Annotated in this window: 13 protein-coding genes; 8 read left to right on the top strand and 5 right to left on the bottom strand. The window is 71.4% G+C overall.

Translation table 11 applies throughout. The features are described from left to right. Nucleotides 1-1795 (top strand): DEAD/DEAH box helicase (locus D7V80_RS34885; RefSeq protein ID WP_147447315.1); only part of this gene is annotated, 1795 nt, incomplete at its 5' end. A 54-nt stretch (nucleotides 1796-1849) separates the two neighbouring features. Here the strand turns inward: D7V80_RS34885 and D7V80_RS34890 are convergent. Further along, a complete protein-coding gene (locus tag D7V80_RS34890; RefSeq protein WP_233585939.1) occupies nucleotides 1850-4693 on the bottom strand; it encodes a type 2 lanthipeptide synthetase LanM family protein in 2844 nt (947 codons plus the stop codon). A gap of 130 nt (nucleotides 4694-4823) precedes the next feature. Continuing rightward, nucleotides 4824-5021: a DUF6229 family protein gene (locus tag D7V80_RS34895; protein ID WP_014396871.1), complete on the bottom strand. Its 198-nt coding sequence runs from the start codon at nucleotides 5019-5021 to the stop codon at nucleotides 4824-4826. A 379-nt stretch (nucleotides 5022-5400) separates the two neighbouring features. Here D7V80_RS34895 and D7V80_RS34900 point away from each other — a divergent pair, with 379 nt between their 5' ends. Further along, complete coding sequence (locus tag D7V80_RS34900) at nucleotides 5401-6873, top strand: hypothetical protein (RefSeq protein WP_147447316.1); 1473 nt, start codon at nucleotides 5401-5403, stop codon at nucleotides 6871-6873. Nucleotides 6874-6887: 14 nt separating this feature from the next. Then, nucleotides 6888-8261, top strand: coding sequence for a metallophosphoesterase (locus D7V80_RS34905; RefSeq protein ID WP_120592208.1), 1374 nt, complete (start codon nucleotides 6888-6890; stop codon nucleotides 8259-8261). A gap of 9 nt (nucleotides 8262-8270) precedes the next feature. Here the strand turns inward: D7V80_RS34905 and D7V80_RS34910 are convergent, their stop codons facing one another. Next, a complete protein-coding gene (locus D7V80_RS34910) occupies nucleotides 8271-9470 on the bottom strand; it encodes a sugar MFS transporter (protein WP_233585940.1) in 1200 nt (399 codons plus the stop codon). A 250-nt stretch (nucleotides 9471-9720) separates the two neighbouring features. On the opposite strand from D7V80_RS34910, the gene D7V80_RS34915 reads away from it, so the two are divergent. Both D7V80_RS34915 and D7V80_RS34920 read left to right on the top strand, forming a co-directional pair. After that, nucleotides 9721-10086, top strand: coding sequence for a MerR family transcriptional regulator (locus tag D7V80_RS34915; RefSeq protein WP_120592210.1), 366 nt, complete (start codon nucleotides 9721-9723; stop codon nucleotides 10084-10086). Further along, on the top strand, nucleotides 10073-10996 hold the full coding sequence (locus D7V80_RS34920; RefSeq protein WP_120592211.1) for an alpha/beta fold hydrolase: 924 nt from the start codon (nucleotides 10073-10075) through the stop codon (nucleotides 10994-10996). Before D7V80_RS34915 ends, D7V80_RS34920 begins: the two co-directional genes overlap by 14 nt. Nucleotides 10997-11006: 10 nt before the next feature. Here D7V80_RS34920 and D7V80_RS34925 read toward each other — a convergent pair whose 3' ends face one another. After that, a complete protein-coding gene (locus D7V80_RS34925) occupies nucleotides 11007-11918 on the bottom strand; it encodes a glutaminase (RefSeq protein WP_120592212.1) in 912 nt (303 codons plus the stop codon). A 69-nt stretch (nucleotides 11919-11987) separates the two neighbouring features. Here D7V80_RS34925 and D7V80_RS34930 point away from each other — a divergent pair, with 69 nt between their 5' ends. The 3 genes from D7V80_RS34930 to D7V80_RS34940 all read left to right on the top strand — a co-directional run bounded on the left by D7V80_RS34930 (nucleotide 11988) and on the right by D7V80_RS34940 (nucleotide 14609). After that, complete coding sequence (locus tag D7V80_RS34930) at nucleotides 11988-13382, top strand: S9 family peptidase (RefSeq protein ID WP_120592213.1); 1395 nt, start codon at nucleotides 11988-11990, stop codon at nucleotides 13380-13382. 123 nt (nucleotides 13383-13505) lie between these two features. Further along, entirely contained in the window at nucleotides 13506-13874 is a 369-nt protein-coding gene (locus D7V80_RS34935; protein ID WP_120592214.1) for a DUSAM domain-containing protein, read from the top strand. Nucleotides 13875-13994: 120 nt separating this feature from the next. After that, a complete protein-coding gene (locus tag D7V80_RS34940) occupies nucleotides 13995-14609 on the top strand; it encodes a dihydrofolate reductase family protein (protein WP_120592218.1) in 615 nt (204 codons plus the stop codon). A 13-nt stretch (nucleotides 14610-14622) separates the two neighbouring features. On the opposite strand, the gene D7V80_RS34945 is transcribed toward D7V80_RS34940, so the two are convergent. Further along, entirely contained in the window at nucleotides 14623-15384 is a 762-nt protein-coding gene (locus tag D7V80_RS34945) for a ParA family protein (protein ID WP_120592215.1), read from the bottom strand. Nucleotides 15385-15466 lie beyond the last annotated feature (82 nt).

Here is a 15466-nt window from a genome sequence, read left to right on the forward strand (position 1 = left end):
GCCTCCTGCTGCCCCCGAAACCCCCTCCTTCGACGCCCTCGGGCTCAAGCCCGACCTCGTCGAGGCGCTGACGTCGCTCGGCTACGAAGAGCCCACCCCCATCCAGGCCGCCGCGCTCCCGCCGCTGCTGGCCCAGAAGGACCTTCTGGGCATCGCCGCCACGGGCACCGGCAAGACGGCAGCGTTCTCGCTCCCGCTCCTCCAGCACCTGAAGCCCGGCGCCGCCGCGCCGCACAGCACCTCCGCCCTGGTGCTCGTTCCCACGCGCGAATTGGCCATGCAGGTGTCCGAGGCCATCCACCGCTACGGACAGAAGCTGGGCGTCAGCGTGCTCCCGCTCTACGGCGGCCAGGAGATCGGCCGGCAGCTGCGCGTGCTCAAGCGCGGCGTGGACGTCATCGTCGCCACGCCGGGACGCGCGTTGGATCACCTGCGCCGCAAGACGCTGAAGCTGGACCAGGTGCAGACCGTGGTCCTGGACGAAGCGGACGAGATGCTCGACATGGGCTTCGCGGACGACCTGGAGGCCATCCTCTCCGAGACGCCCGAGAAGCGGCAGACGGCGTTGTTCTCCGCCACCCTGCCCCCGCGCATCGCCAGCATCGCGGAGCGCCACCTGCACCAGCCGGTGCGCGTGCGCATCGAGAAGGAGAAGCTGGAGGCCGGCGAGATGCCGCGCGTCCGGCAGACGGCCTACATCGTGCCGCGCGCGTTCAAGATCGCCACGCTGGGCCGAGTGCTGGACCTGGAGTCCCCCACCGCCGCCATCGTGTTCTGCCGCACGCGCACGGAGGTGGATGAGCTCACCACGTCCCTCAACGGCCGGGGCTGGCGCGCGCACGCGCTGCACGGCGGCATGAGCCAGGAGCAGCGCGACCGCGTCATCAAGCAGTTCAAGTCGCAGGCGGCGGACCTGCTCATCGCCACGGACGTCGCGGCGCGCGGCCTGGACATCCCCCGGCTGACCCACGTGGTGAACTTCGACGTGCCCAACGCGCCGGAGGCCTACGTGCACCGCATCGGCCGCACGGGCCGCGCCGGCCGCGAGGGCGTGGCCATCACCCTGCTGGAGCCCCGTGAGCACCGCCTGCTGCGCAACATCGAGCGGCTCACCGGCCAGCGCATCGAGGTCACCGCGGTCCCCACCGTGTCGGACCTGCGCGCGCGCCGGCTGGAGATGATCCGCTCGTCGCTGCGTGAGACGCTCGTGGGCGGGGAGCTGGACGCGTTCCGCGGCATCGCGGAGGACCTGTCCGGCGAGTTCAGCGTCATGGACGTGGCCGCCGCCGCCATCAAGCTCCTCCAGGAGAAGGAGGACGAGGGCAGGGACTCCGCCGAGCAGGACATTCCCCAGGTGTCGGCGCCGGTGGAGCGGAAGTTCCCGCGCACGGAGCGCTCCGGGCCTCCGGGCCGGTTCGCGGACCGCGGCGCCGAGCGTCCGTCACGAGGCCCCCGCACCGCCGACCGGGGCGAGCGCCCCGAGCGCGGCGAACGTCCCGAGCGCGGCGAACGGTCCGAGCGGGCCCCCGCGCGTCCCCAGCGCGCGCCGGAGTGGAATGTCACGCGGCTGTTCATTGGCGCGGGCCGCACCGCGGGCATGCGGCCGGCGGACCTCGTGGGCGCCATCGCGGGCGAGGCGGGGCTCGAGTCCTCGCGCATCGGCGCGATCCACATCGCGGACATGTACTCCATCGTGGAGGTGCCGGAGCCGGATGCCGCGCGCATCATCTCCGCGCTGAAGGGCTCCACGCTGCGCGGCCGCAAGGTCACCGTGCGCCGCGACACCCGCGACTGACGTCCCAGCTGGCGTCACCGGCCTCCCGTCACGGGCGGGCCGGTGACGCGCGCTTCAGAACGCGTCCGGGTCCATGTCCGGCGCGCGCCCCAGCAGCAGCGGCGACACGAGCCGGCTCTCCGGGTGCATGCGCAAGAGCGTGTGGATGACGCCGCCCAGCCCCGCCATCAGCCCGGGGGAGAAGGCGTCACGGGCAAGCCCCGCCACCGGGCCACGCGCCTCCAGTCCGGAGATGAGCTCCGCGTCCAGCGTCTCCCGGTCCGGTGACAGCGGCTCCGGGGACCGCCGCCGCGCCGTCTCCAAGAGCTCCCACACCCCCAGGTCGCCGTGGCACAGGGTGTGGGTCCAGCCGAAGCCCTCGCGCACGGCCGCGGCCCGGGCCCGCTGGAACAGGTCCCCGTAGCGCGGCAGCCCCGTGCGCGCGAAGAGGTCCGCCGCCGCCAGGCCGATGCCTGTGCTCCCATGGCACCAGCTCGTCAGCTGGTCCGTGGCCTCCGGGCGGCGCAGGTCCGTCCAGTTGCCCACGTCCGGCCGGTAGAGCCCGTCCACGAAGTCGAAGGCGCGCTCGGACAGGCTGCGCCACCGCCGCCGGTCCGCCGCCGTCCCCGCCGCGCTCAAACCCAGCCGGGCCAGCGCCCAGCCGATGCCCGCCGTGCCGTGCGCGAAGCCGCCAATGGGCTCCGGGAACATCGACGTGGACCACCGCGCGTCCCCCGCCACGCTCCGCGCCGTGTCCTCCAGCCGCTGCCCCGCGTGCGCCGCGATGTCCAGCCACTTCGATTCGCCCGTCTGGTCCACCAGGTTGAGCAGCGGGACGATGACGCCCGCCACGCCGCCCAGCACCTCCAGCAGCCCGTCCGCATCCAGCGCCTGGGGCGTCAGCGCCGCCGCGCGCTCGCGGGCCCGATCCAGCGCGCCGGGGACGGTGCCCAGGTCGTGCAGCGTGGACCAGATCCACACCTGCGACGCGAGCCCGGCGAAGCCCCCCGGTGACTTCACCGGCACGCGGTCCTCCGTGGCGCGCAGCACCGCGAGCGTGCCTTCCAGCAGCTCCGGCAGTCCCTCCACCGCGTCCGCGCGGCCGTGGTGCACCTCGCGCAGGTACTGGGCCAGCACCACCGCGACGCCGCCCTGTCCGCTGTAGTGCTCGGCGGAGAGCGGCCGTACCGCCCAGCCGTACTCGGCGAGCACCGGGCTGATCCACGTCACCGTCCCGTCCGGCCCGCGCACGGCCGCGTCGCTCACGCGGCGGACCAGCTTGGACAGCTGGGCCCGGCGCCGCGCATCCAGGCGCTCGCGGCGCGCGGGCGTGGCAGGCGCGGGGACGCGCGGCGGCACGGTCTTCTCGTTGAGGTAGGCGCTGATCAGCGTGCTCTGGATGGTCATCTCCTCCAGGGACTCATCCACCGACCGCCAGGCCTCCAGCGTGGCGTCAAGCATCCTCCGGGTCACGGGCTGGGTGAACACGGGGATGTCGCCCACGCACAGGTCCGCGAGTTCCTCGTCGATGACGGACGTCGTGGAGGGCGCGCCGGGGGACACGCCGGCGTTCTTGCGCAGCACCTCCCGCGCCCGAGCGTGGGCCTTGGGCGCGTCGTACAGCGAGGCCGGGTGCCAGAGCATGCGCAGCAGCTCCGCGTACGTCTGCGTGGGCCGCAGGATGCGCCGGACCACCGCGCCCGTGAACGGCTCCAGCAGCGGGCGCAGCCCTCCGTAGGCGTCCAGCGTCTTCATGCGCGCGGTCAGCTCGTGGAAGCCCTCCACGACCTGGTCCCAGTGCCGCGCGAGCACGGGGTCCGGGCTGGGGTGGTTCTTCGCGTGCGGGCGCTCCAGCAACGTCATGCCCAGGCGGGCGCGGTCCGTGCCGCCGCCGACGATGAGGGGCGCCGGGACGCGCGGCTGCTGTCCCGGAAGCGAGCCCGCCGCCGAGATGTCCAGGCCGCCCAGGCCCGGGCCTTCGCTGCGCACGGGGAGCAGGCCCGTGCGCAGGACGGTGCCGCGGATGGCCTTCGCGGCCAGGTCCACCGCGAGTCCGCGCTCCGCCGGAGGCACGGGCGGATCGGGGGCGAAGAGGCTCTCCACGTCCACCACCACGGGCACCGGCCCGTGCGCGATGAGGTTCTCCGAGTGCAGGTCCGTGCCGCCCAACAGGCGCATCACCGCGAGCCAGTGGCCCAGGTTCCGGTAGAAGCGCGCGAGCTCGGCCTCGCTCGTACAGAAGCGGTGCTCCACGAACTCCGCCCAGCCATAGCCCGCGCGCACCAGCACGGACGGCACGCGGATCCGCGTGGACTCGGCGTCCGGCGCCAGCACGCGCGCGAGCAGGCCCTCCAGCGCGCGATCCACGCGCATGCACCGGGGCTTGTAGAGCACCGTGCCCGCTTCCAGGTCCAGCAACGCCACCGTCTGGCCGCCCCGGTGGGCGTCCCCCTCCCCCAACCGCAGGCGCTTCAGCGCGCCGCGAGGGCGGCCGGGCAGGTCCGTCAGCGACTCCCGGTCCGCGACGAACCGGTCCGCCAGCCGCAGCACCGCCTGGGTCTGGAGCCGGCCCAGTGTCGCCAGCCGCTCCAGCAGCGGCGGGTAGCGTCCACGCAGGTGCGTGTGGAAGTCGGAGGAGCAGGCCTGTTCCAGGAACCGGGCCCACCGTCCCGGTGAGTCCGCGGCGTCGAGCCGTCCCTCCATCGACGCGGCGTGCAGCTCCAGGAGGAGCACGCGGTTGAGCTTGAGTTGGGCGCTGAAACCCAGCGTCTCCCGCGCCGCGGCCTCCACCACGCCGCGCTCCGCCGGGGAGAGCCCTTCCATCCGGGACAGCCGCTCCGCGAGCGCGTCCAGATGCGGCGCCAGCAGGACGTTCACGGGGCGCGCGAGCCATCCCTCGGGAGGGACCTCGGCAGCCATCGACGCTTCCTCGTGGACCATGAGGGGGCTCCCTGGGGGTGGGGACCGGCGGTGGGAACGGCGCGAAAACCCTCCGGCACCGCGCACGGCGCCGGAGGGGAGATTCATGCGGACGGGGGGCCGCGATGGATCAACAGCAGAAGCCGGTGGTGGAGGCGCTGCAGCTGCTGCAGCCCGTGTTCTCCACGAGGTTGGACTCCGTGAGCGCCTGCTCCGTGCGCATACCTCCCACGAACACCGGGCCCGCCGGGTTCGTCATGCCATGGGACTCCTCATCACCGGACAGCCAGCCCTGCACGACATCGTGGACCGAGGCGTTCTTCGTCATGAGTGTTCTCCCTCGCGCCCGGACGGTCATGGCGAGGGGGGCCATGTGCGCCGGACGCGGATCGAACGTGAACACAGACACGCCCCGCAATACCAGATGCATCAAGTCAAAGTCAGACATCCCACAATGACTTGTGTTCGCACGCCACAAGTCCAGCGAGGCGCGAACGGGACGTAAGGGATTGCCACCACGAACCGGAGGGGGCCCTGTCCTGGGGGACGAGGAGACCGTGGACCAGGTGACAGGCCGGCCTCCGGGTCGCAGAGCGAGCCCGCCACGCGACACCCGCCGCCGCGAACGCTGGGGGCCTGACAGCCGGGCCCCTGTCCGCTCTTTCCTGGTCAGCAGGGACGCCTAGGATGGCGAGGAGGAGGTGAACGTGGAGCGCCCCATCGCCAGCCCGGAAGATCCGCTGGTCTTCAACGGCATTGATGGCGTCACCGGGCAGTACCTGGTGCCGCCCATCGCGTTGCCCGCGGCCGCGGAGGTGGCGGAGCCCCGGGGTGAAGCCGCGTACTTCGAGGCCTGGAGGAAGTGGCTCGAGTTCCTCCCCATGCGTCTGAGCTTCGGCCTTCCGCCCGACGCGCCGCCGGAGGACTACACGAAGGCCGGCTGGGGCGTGGTGTTCCCCGCGTCCGCCTCCGAGGAGCTCCGCAAGAGCCTGGAGCCGCTCCTCGCCCACCGGCGCGAGCGCATGGAAGAAGCGGACCGGTGCCACGTCCTCACCTACCAGCCCGGCGAGACGGCCCATCAGTTCCTGGAGCGGCACGGAGCGCCCATCGGCGACGTGGAGCCGAGCATCGTTCCCTATTACCTCCTGCTCGTGGGCGGGCCCGACGTCATCCCGTTCGACGTGCAGCACTCGCTCTCCCTGTCGTACGCGGTGGGCCGGCTCTCCTTCGACACGCCCGCGGAGTACGCGCGCTACGCGGACAGCGTGGTGGCGTATGAGACGGGCGCTTCCGTGCCCAATCACCGGCAGGTGAGCTGGTGGGGACCCAAGCACCCCGCGGACCGCTCCACGGAGCTCAGCGCGGACAGCCTCGTTGCACCGCTGGCGCGCGGCGCGCCGCTGGATCAGCCTCCCCAACTGGCGAAGACGGTCGCCGCGAAGGCCCGCTTCGCTAGCCGTGACGCCATCGAGGACGACGCGACCCGGGAGTGGTTGCTGGACGCGCTCCACGGCCGGGACGTGCGCCCGGCGGTGCTCTTCACCGCGTCCCATGGCGTGGGCTTCAAGCCGAATGATCCGCTCCAGCTCACGAAACAGGGCGCCCTGCTGAGTCAGGACTGGATGGGCTTTGGGGCGATGGCCCCCGCGCACTACGTGGCCGCGTCGGACATCCAGGACGACGCGCGGCTCCATGGCCTGGTGGCGTTCTTCTTCGCCTGCTTCGGCATGGGCACGCCCGCGCACGACGAGTTCCCGCTCACTGCCTCACGCAGCGGCGACGCGCTCGCGAGCGCGCCTTTCGTCGCGGCCCTGCCCCGGCGGCTGCTGGCCCATCCCAACGGCGGCGCGCTGGCGGTGATTGGCCACGTGGAGCGGGCCTGGGGCTTCTCCATCAAGCCCCTGCAGATGACCCAGACGACCATCCACCCGTTCCGCAACACGCTCTGGAAGATCATGGCGGGCATGCCAGTGGGCCACGCGCTGCGCGACTTCCGCGACCGGTTCTCCGCCGCCAACAACATCCTGCTGACGCACCTGGATGCCAACACGTCCAACGGCAAGCTCCAGCCGCGCGAGCTGCTGCACCGGTGGATCGAACGCAACGACGCTCGCAACTACGTGGTGCTCGGCGATCCCGCCGTGAGCATCCGGCACAACGACCTGCAGGCGCTTCCCTGAAAGGAGCATCGACCATGCGAACGCTCATTCTCAGCGACCTCCACCTCGGCAACGGTGGCCCCTATGACATCTTCGCGGGCGCCGCCGAGCTGCCCGCCCTCTTCGACTCCTTCACCCGCACGCCCACCCACGTCGTCCTCAACGGGGACAGCTTCGACTTCCTGCTCAACGACGACCCGCTGGCGGTGGATCCCCAGAAAACGCTGGAGCAGGCCCGCGCGCTGGTGACGTCCGCGCCGACCGCGCCCGCGCTGAAGGCGCTGGGGCGGGTGCTGGCCGCGGGAGGCCGGGCGACGATGGTGGTGGGCAACCACGACCTGGAGCTGGCGCTGCCGGACGTCCAGGAGGTGATCCGCTCCGCGCTGGGCCAGCCCGGGGAGGTCGCTTCGCGGCTGGAGTTCCGGGACGGCACCGCGCCCCTTCAGCTGGAGGTCGGCGGTTCGCGCGTGCTCGTCACCCACGGTGAGCACACCGACGTGGCGAACCGCATCGACTACGCCTCGCTCCTGTCGTCGGAGCGGGCGAACCGCTTCCGCTATCCGCCGGGTTCGGTGCTGGTGAAGACGCTGCTCAACCCGCTCAAGCACCAGCACCGCATGCGGTACATGGACCTGCTCAAGCCGGACTTCGAGGGCGCGGTGATGGTGGCGCTCGGCGTGAAGCCGGACGCGCTCAAGGTCCTGTTCAGCGCGGGGACGCTCACGCTCATCCGGCGCCTGCTGGAGAACCGGGGCCTCGCGCCGGCCTTCGCGCTGGAACCGATGGACGCGGTGGGCGCGTCGGACGCGGACGCGCACCTGGCGCGCAGCCTGGCGCGAGTGGACTTGAAGGACGACGAGGTGGACGCCCTGCTGTCGGTGCTCGACCCGGAGAAGCTCAACGCCTTCGACAATCCGGAGGCCCTGGGCCGTGCCCGGCTGAAGCTGGCCAAGGCGGGGTTCGCGTTCTACGCACGCCTGCACCGCGCGGTCGCCGGAAGGACCGGCACGGACTACTTCGCCCTGGAGCCCGGCAAGGACGAGCTCGCGGAAACCGCTCGGCTGGGCAAGAAGTACAACCCGCAGGCGGTGGTGATGGGCCACACGCACGCGGCCCGCTGGCACGAGGGCAACGGCCCCCTCTACGCCAACACCGGCACGTGGATCTCCCTCCTGCGGCTCCCCGCCCCGGAGGCCTCCGACGAGGAGTGGGGCGAATACCTCGCGGAGCTCCAGGGCAATCCGTCGCTGGACCCAGCGAAGCAGCGGCACGCGAGGCTGGAGCAGCGCTTCACCTTCGTGGAGGTGGAGCCGAACGCCTCGGCGCGGGGTGCGACGCTGCGGCTGTCACAGTGGACGGCCGAGGGCCCGAAGACACTGCGCAGCGCGGACCTTCCTGCCGGGAGCTGAGGTCCGCGCTCAGCGGGAGAGCTGGGGGCGGTCCGCCACGGCGGACAGCACGCCGTGCAGCAGGGCCAGCACCACGGCCACCCCGAGCATGTACGGAGCGATGAACTGAAGGCCCCATCGCTCCGCGATGATACCCGCCAGGCTGGGCAGCGCCGCCACGCCCGCCGTCGCCGCGCTGACCTGGAAGCCCACCGCGTGCGCGGAGACGTCCAGCCCTACGCGGCGCGGCGTCTCCGACATCAGGGCCGGGAAGATGGGCGCCAGAGCGAGTCCCAGCAACGCGAGCCCCAGCGCGGGCGGCACGGCGGGAATCGCGAACAGGGCCGCGCCCACCACCGCCAGCACCGTGCTTCCGTGCAGCATCCGCACTGGCCTGAGGTGTTCGACGACGAAGCCTGACAGCACGCGACCCACCAGCAGGCTGCCCCAGTAGATGCTCACGCAGGTGCCCGCCGCGGCGGTGTGCAGGCCCCGGCCTTCGGTGAGCACGGTGAAGCTCCACTGGCCCGCCGTCACCTCCACGCCCGTGTAGAAGAAGAACGTGAAGATCTGCAGCCACACGCGGGGCCGGCGCACGGCCTCCATCGCGGAGGAGGTGATCACCGCCGCGCGAGGCTCCTCACCCGGCGCTCCCACCGGCGCGTCCCACAGCCGGCGCATCAGCAGGAACGTCAGCGCCAGCGTCCCCAGCACCACGGCGAGGACCGCATAGCCGGTCCTCCAATCCGCCCCCCGAGCAAGCAGCGCGGTCATCAACACCGGCCCCATCGCGGCGCCCACGCTGTAGGCCGCGTGCAGCCAGGCCATGTGCTTGGGGCCGAAGTTCTGGGCCGCGTAGTTGTTGAGCGCGGAGTCGATGGCGCCCGAACCGAAGCCGATGAAGCAGGCCGCGGCCAGGAACAGCACGAACAGCGGCACCGTCGCGTAGCCCGAGAGCCCCAGCGCTACCGAGCCCGTGCTCAGCGCCAGCAGCAGCCCCAGGTTCAGCGCCCGCATCAGCCGGCCCGCGAGCAACCCGGAGGTGAAATAGGCGGCCGCCGCCGTTCCGAGGATGGCGCCCATCGCCGCCTGCGACAGACCGAAGGTGTCGCGCAGCGACGGCCACGCGACCCCGAGCACCGCGTCCGGCAGGCCCAGGCTGACGAAGGCCAGGTAGGCAAGCGTGAGAAGCGCGGGACGCGGACGGGGCACGGGCGAAGACGGGCGCACGCGGCGCACCGTAGATCGCGGTCGGGCATCCCGTGGGGACATCGCGGTCACATTCCCCCGCCGGGGTCTTGACCTTGACACCAGTGGCAGGCCCGAAGCTCTCGGCCATGGAGTCTTCAGGGATGAGAAGGAAAGAACCCGACCGGACCTCCCCGCCGGGAGCGGACCGCAGAAACCTGTCCGACAGTCGGACAGGTTTTGAACCAGGTCGGCCGGGAGGGGCCCTGGCATCCCGATTCAGGAGCGCAGGATGAACATCGGAGAACTCGCCCGGCGCACGGGCAGCAGCGCGAGGTCCATCCGCCACTACGACCAGGCGGGGCTCCTCGCGTCCCACCGCCGCGACAACGGCTACCGCGACTTCGACGAAGTGGCCGTTCCTCAGGTCCTCCAGGTGGCCCGGATGATCCGCCTGGGCTTCTCCCTGGAGGAGATAGCCACCTTCCCGCCCTGCATGCTCCGGCAGGTCACGGACGCCATCTGCCCGGACGCGCTCGCCGCCCACCGGGATCGGCTGGCGGAGGTGGAGCAGCAGCTCTTCGACCTTGCACGCCTGCGCGAGCGGCTCCTCGCCCTGCTTCCCCCCAACCAAAGAGTCCCCCATGAACCGTCGTGACGTGATGAAGACCACCCTGCTGGTCACGGCCGTACTGCCTGGCCTGGGCCATGCGGCCACGCCCACGAAGACGCCGAGCAAACCGAGGACGTTCCTCCTGGTTCACGGTGCGTGGCACAACGCCCTGCACTGGACGCGCGTCTCCGAAGCGCTCTCCGCGAAGGGGCACCGGGTGGTGGCCATCGACCTGCCCGGCCACGGCCTCAACGCGCGCTTCCCCGCGTCCTACCTCACGGGCGACGCGGCACGCTTCAAGGAGGAACGCTCGCCCCTGGCCGACGTCACGCTGGACGACTGCGCGGACGCCGTGGTCGCCGCGTTGGAGAAATTCCGGGGCGACCCCAAGCCCGTGCTCGTGGGCCACAGCGCGGGCGGCACGGTCATCACCCGCGCGGCGGAGAAGGCTCCGCGGCTCATTGACCGGCTGGTGTACCTGAGCGCGTACGTCCCGCTGCGCCTGCAGAGCGCCAGCGCCTATGGCGCGCTCCCCGAAGCCCACACGCCCTACAGCGAAGCGCTCTTCATCGGCGACGCCGCGAAGTTGGGCGCGGTGCGGATCAATCCGCGAGGCGACGCGGCATACCGGGAGGCCCTGCGCGCGGGCTTCTACCACGACGTGGACGAAGCAGCCTTCCTGCCCTTCGCGCTCACGCTCACGCCCGACATCCCGGTGTCCCTGTGGATTGGCAAGGTCGGCGCCACCAAGGAGCGCTGGGGCCGCATCCCGCGCAGCTACGTGAGATGTGCCCAGGACCGCGCCCTGGCCCCCGCGCTCCAGGACCTGATGATCCGCGAGGCGGACGCCTTCACACCCGGCAACGCCTTCACCGTGGACACGCTGGACACATCGCACTCGCCCTTCGCATCCCAGCCCCAGAAGCTGGCCGCGCTGCTGGACGGACTGCGCTGAAGCCGCGGCTTCAGAAGATGGACAGGCCGGTCAGCGTCGTGAACCGGTCCAGCGCCTCCACTCCCGCCACCGAGTTGCCCCGCGCATCCAGCCCGGGGCTCCATACGCACAGGCCGCAGCGGTTGGGGATGACGGCGATGATGCCTCCGCCCACGCCGCTCTTGCCCGGTATGCCCACGCGGTAGGCGAACTCCCCCGCCGCGTCGTAGGTGCCGCAGGTGAGCATCACCGCGTTGACCTGCTTGGCCTGGCTGCGCGTGAGCAGCCTTGATCCATCCGCGCGCTGACCATGGCGCGCGAGGAAGCCACAGGCCCGGGCCAGGTCCGCGCAGCTCATCGCCAGCGAGCACTGCCAGAAGTAGTGCTCCAGCACCTCCGGGACGGCGCTCTCCATGTTGCCGTAGCTCGCCATGAAGTGGGCCAGCGCGCGGTTGCGGTGGCCGTGGTCCGCCTCCGACGCGGCGATGACCGGATCGAAGTCCACGGACGGATTGCCGCTCTCCGCGCGGAGGAAGTCCCGCAGCGTGCCGCGAGCGTCCCCGGTGAGCCGCTGCAACCGGTCCGTGATGACCAGCGCCCCCGCGTTGATGAACGGGTTGCGCGGGATGCCCTGCTCGTACTCCAACTGCACCAGCGAGTTGAACGGATTGCCCGACGGCTCCTTGCCCACGCGCTTCCACAGCGCGTCCCCGTCCCGCGACAGCGCGAGCGCCAGCGTGAACACCTTGGAGATGCTCTGGATGGAGAACGGCTCGCGCCAGTCCCCCACGCCGTACACGTCACCCTCCACCGTCGCGAGCGCCATGCCGAAGCGGCGCGGGTCCACCGCCGCCAGCGCCGGGATGTACGTCGCCACGCGGCCCTGCCCCACCACCGGGCGCACCGCATCCCAGACCTCTGACAACACCGCCTGGTAGTCCATGTGCCGCCATCCTCGTCCGGAAAGGACGGGGACGCTTTCAGAAATTCCGCGCCGCGGTGTCTGCTGGGCATGCGCCTGTTCTCGACCACGTACCTGGCCCTCACCCTCCTGGGCTCCGTCCCCACCGCGTGCTGCAGCAACCCCAGCCCGTCCACCAACGCCTGCCAGATCCCGGAAGAGACGCCGACGGACCCGGGCACGGTCCAGGTGACCCAGCTCGGCGCCGGGGAGTTCAGGGCCGCAAACCAGACCTGGCCCTATCAGCTGCTCAAGCTGGAGGTGCCCGGCCGCGCCGCGACCTATGCGCAGTGGTTCCCGCCCCGGAAGCCGGGCGTGTCCCCCACGGTGGTGCTCACCAAGCCCTATGACGGCATCGCCTGGACCGGTGAGGCCGTGGACGCGAAGTGGGCCGCGCGCGGCGCCGGCATCCACCCGGACGACAGCGAGCCGCACCACGGTCCGGGCTCGTCGCCCATCGCGTTCACGCCCACCACGCCCGAAATCATCGCGGGCGAGGCCTTCATCCATCTGGTCCATGACTTCGGCGTGCTCGCCGTCTTTGGCCGCTTCTACGCGGGCGGAGATCTCCAGAACGACCGCGACGACATGAACGCGGGCATGCGCTTCCTGGCCCAGGCTCCCACCGTGGACACCACGCGAATCGGCATCTTCGGTGGCTCCTGGGGCGGCTACGAGGCGCTCTACGCCGCGGCGGATGCCCCCTCCACCGTGGTGCCCGCCGTGGGCGTCGTCCTGTCCCCGCTGTCCGACTTCGCCGCGGAGGTGGACTACGTGAGCCGGTGGGTGCCCGCGCGCGTGAGCGACCCGGCCATGCGCTCACGCTACCAGCAGTTCTTCGAGCCCTACTTCCGCCGCATCTACGCCACCACCGGCGGCGACCCCGTCACTCCCGGCACGGACTACACGCGCTGGACCGCCGCCCACCTGGCCAGCACCGTCCAGACGCCGTTCCTCATCCTCCACGACGACTGGGACACGCTCATCCCCGTGGAGCACACGCGCGCGCTCGTCGACCAGGCCCCGCAGCGCTTCACGCCCATGTACCTCCAGAACCTCCCGGCCGTGGACTGGAACACCCTGCCGCCGGACCACGGGCCGTTGCTCACCCAGCACGGCAGCGTCGTCATCACGCTGAGCCTGGGGCACCTGCTCGTGACGCTGGGAGCGGCGGATCAACCCCTCCTGGTCCCCCACGCCCAGGGCACCGTGCGCACGTGGCTGCAGGGCGTGCGCGCCGCCCAGGAGCAGGGCCGCGACGTGAGCGACGTGGTGCCCCGCCTGCAGGAACTCACCGACCCGCGCGTGCTGATGTTCGAGCCCACGCTGGGAGCGCTCCAGCCGGGCGCCGCCTTCATCGCCCAGGAGCTCAACGCCGTCTGGGGCACGAGCTTCACCGACGCCAACGTGCGCTCGGCGCTCGGTCCCGGCCTGCCCAAGCCCTGAGTACGTGCAATGCCAGGAGGACCACTGGTCAGGCTCCTGCTACGACTGCTTCCGGTACTGCGAGGGACAACAGGGCGACTGGCCCCGCGACAAGTGCCGGAAGCGGAAGGGTGGTCGCTGAACATGTCCGAGGACATCGACTGGGACCCAGTGCGGGAACTGGCCTCGCGCGTGGAGGCGGGAGAAACGCTGGTGCTCACTCCCGAGGTGCGCGACCTGCTGCTGCGCACGGCCCGTCAGGTGGCCATCCCCGAGTCGGACGCGCAGGCCGCCATCCAGGACGTGGCCGCCGCGACCGCGCTGCTGCGCGAAGCGCGCGGGCGAATCCGAGAAGGTTCCATCCGGCTGAACATCACGGAGATGAGGGCGCGGGACCTCGTGCGAGCGGGTGACAAGGCCGGAGCACGGAAGCTGCTGATGGACCTGCTCGCCGTGGAGGCAGTGCCGCTCTACCGCGAGCAGGTAGCACTGGCCCTGGAGGACCTGGACTGAGAAGCGCACACCCGCCCGCCCCCATGGCACCGGAAAATGCCGGCGTGTCGATCCACGCCCGGGCCATTCGTCGCCAATTTGGACGGGCGAATGGATTGCCCGGAAGGGATGGATGGGACCATGGAACTGACGGTAACGGAGTTCGTGACGCTGGATGGCGTGGTCCAAGCTCCGGGAGGCCCGGGGGAGGACACGAGCGGCGGCTTCGCTCATGGCGGCTGGGTGCAACCCCATTCCAGCCCGGAGCTCGGTACGCATGTCGTCGACATCTTCAGCCGGGCGGACGCGTTCCTGCTCGGGCGCGGGACGTACGAAATCTTCGCCAACTACTGGCCGCGCGTGACGGCGCCGGACGACCCCATCGCCGGACCGCTCAACACGCTGCCCAAGTACGTGGCGTCCACCACGCTGCGCCATGTGGAGTGGGCAAACTCCAGACTGTTGGAGGGCGACACGGTGGAGGCGGTGCGCCGCCTCAAGGCCTCACCCGGCCGCGAGCTGCAGGTGCATGGCAGTGGCGGCCTGCTGCAGACCCTGCTGGCGCATGACCTGGTGGACGTGCTGCATCTGCACGTCATCCCCGTGACGATTGGCAGCGGCCGGCGCCTCTTCGGGCCGGGAACGCAGCCCCGCATGCTTCAGCTCGCCGCCTCTCAAATCACGCCCAAGGGCGTGGCGCTGCTCACCTACCGGCGCGCCGGTCCCCTGCGGGTCGGCACCATCGGAGAGGATTGATGCGCCTGGAGCCTCAGCGCAGGCCCGCGAGCTTCGCCAGCTCTCGGGCCATGGCGCGCAGCTCCTCCGCGCCCGCCGCGTTCGGGCTCACGTCGAACACCACCTCGTAGCCCAGCCCCGCCTGGTTGATGGCCTCCGAGCGCGGGACGCGGGCCTTCAGCACCGGCACCGTCACGTCCTTCAGCGCCTCCTCCATCGCGACGTTGGTCGCGGGCGTGCGCCGGTCCCACAGGTTCACCGCGGCCACCAGCTGGCCGCCCTCCTCGCGCACGTCGCGCCACGCGGTCTCAATCTCACCCAGGCCCTGCAGCGCGAACGCGCCCGTGGGCACCGGCGCCACCACCACGTCCGCGAAGCACAGCACGGCCTCCGTGAACGCGCCGATGCTCGGCGGCGTGTCCACGACGATGACGTCCGGCGTCCACGACAGCGTCTTCAGCGCGCGCGGAATCGCCTGGAGCCGGTGACCCCAGCCGAACAACTCACGCTCCAGCGCCGCCATGCGCGGTGCCCCCGGCGCGATGAACAACCCCTGCCGCTTCGGCGACGCCACCACGATCTCATCCAGCTTGTGCTTCGGCCGAGGCCCGAACGCATCCGCCACGCACGGGCCTTCCCGCGACTCCAAGCCCAGCACCAGCGACGCATGCGCCTGCGGATCCAGATCCAACAGCAGCACCCGGTGGCCCGCGTCCGCCAGCGCCGCCGCCACGTGCGAACACAGGGTCGTCTTCCCCACGCCACCCTTGATGGTGCAGAACGCAATCGTCGGCATGGCCCCGGGGTCTACCAGGAATCCCCCACGCACTGGGCCGCTCCGGATTGGACCGCCCGCCCCATCCGGAGCGCTCCAGAAT

Origin of the sequence: Corallococcus sp. CA054B (genome assembly GCF_003611625.1) — a bacterium.
Classification (GTDB): Bacteria; Myxococcota; Myxococcia; order Myxococcales; family Myxococcaceae; genus Corallococcus; species Corallococcus coralloides.

What these genes read in the sequence shown, in the direction of transcription:
- D7V80_RS34890 (WP_233585939.1), bottom strand. Translation starts at nt 4,693, where the DNA reads ATGGCTGCCGAGGTCCCTCCCGAGGGATGGCTCGCGCGCCCCGTGAAC.
- D7V80_RS34895 (WP_014396871.1), bottom strand. Translation starts at nt 5,021, where the DNA reads ATGACGAAGAACGCCTCGGTCCACGATGTCGTGCAGGGCTGGCTGTCC.
- D7V80_RS34905 (WP_120592208.1), top strand. Translation starts at nt 6,888, where the DNA reads ATGCGAACGCTCATTCTCAGCGACCTCCACCTCGGCAACGGTGGCCCC.
- D7V80_RS34915 (WP_120592210.1), top strand. Translation starts at nt 9,721, where the DNA reads ATGAACATCGGAGAACTCGCCCGGCGCACGGGCAGCAGCGCGAGGTCC.
- D7V80_RS34920 (WP_120592211.1), top strand. Translation starts at nt 10,073, where the DNA reads ATGAACCGTCGTGACGTGATGAAGACCACCCTGCTGGTCACGGCCGTA.
- D7V80_RS34925 (WP_120592212.1), bottom strand. Translation starts at nt 11,918, where the DNA reads ATGGACTACCAGGCGGTGTTGTCAGAGGTCTGGGATGCGGTGCGCCCG.
- D7V80_RS34930 (WP_120592213.1), top strand. Translation starts at nt 11,988, where the DNA reads ATGCGCCTGTTCTCGACCACGTACCTGGCCCTCACCCTCCTGGGCTCC.
- D7V80_RS34935 (WP_120592214.1), top strand. Translation starts at nt 13,506, where the DNA reads ATGTCCGAGGACATCGACTGGGACCCAGTGCGGGAACTGGCCTCGCGC.
- D7V80_RS34940 (WP_120592218.1), top strand. Translation starts at nt 13,995, where the DNA reads ATGGAACTGACGGTAACGGAGTTCGTGACGCTGGATGGCGTGGTCCAA.
- D7V80_RS34945 (WP_120592215.1), bottom strand. Translation starts at nt 15,384, where the DNA reads ATGCCGACGATTGCGTTCTGCACCATCAAGGGTGGCGTGGGGAAGACG.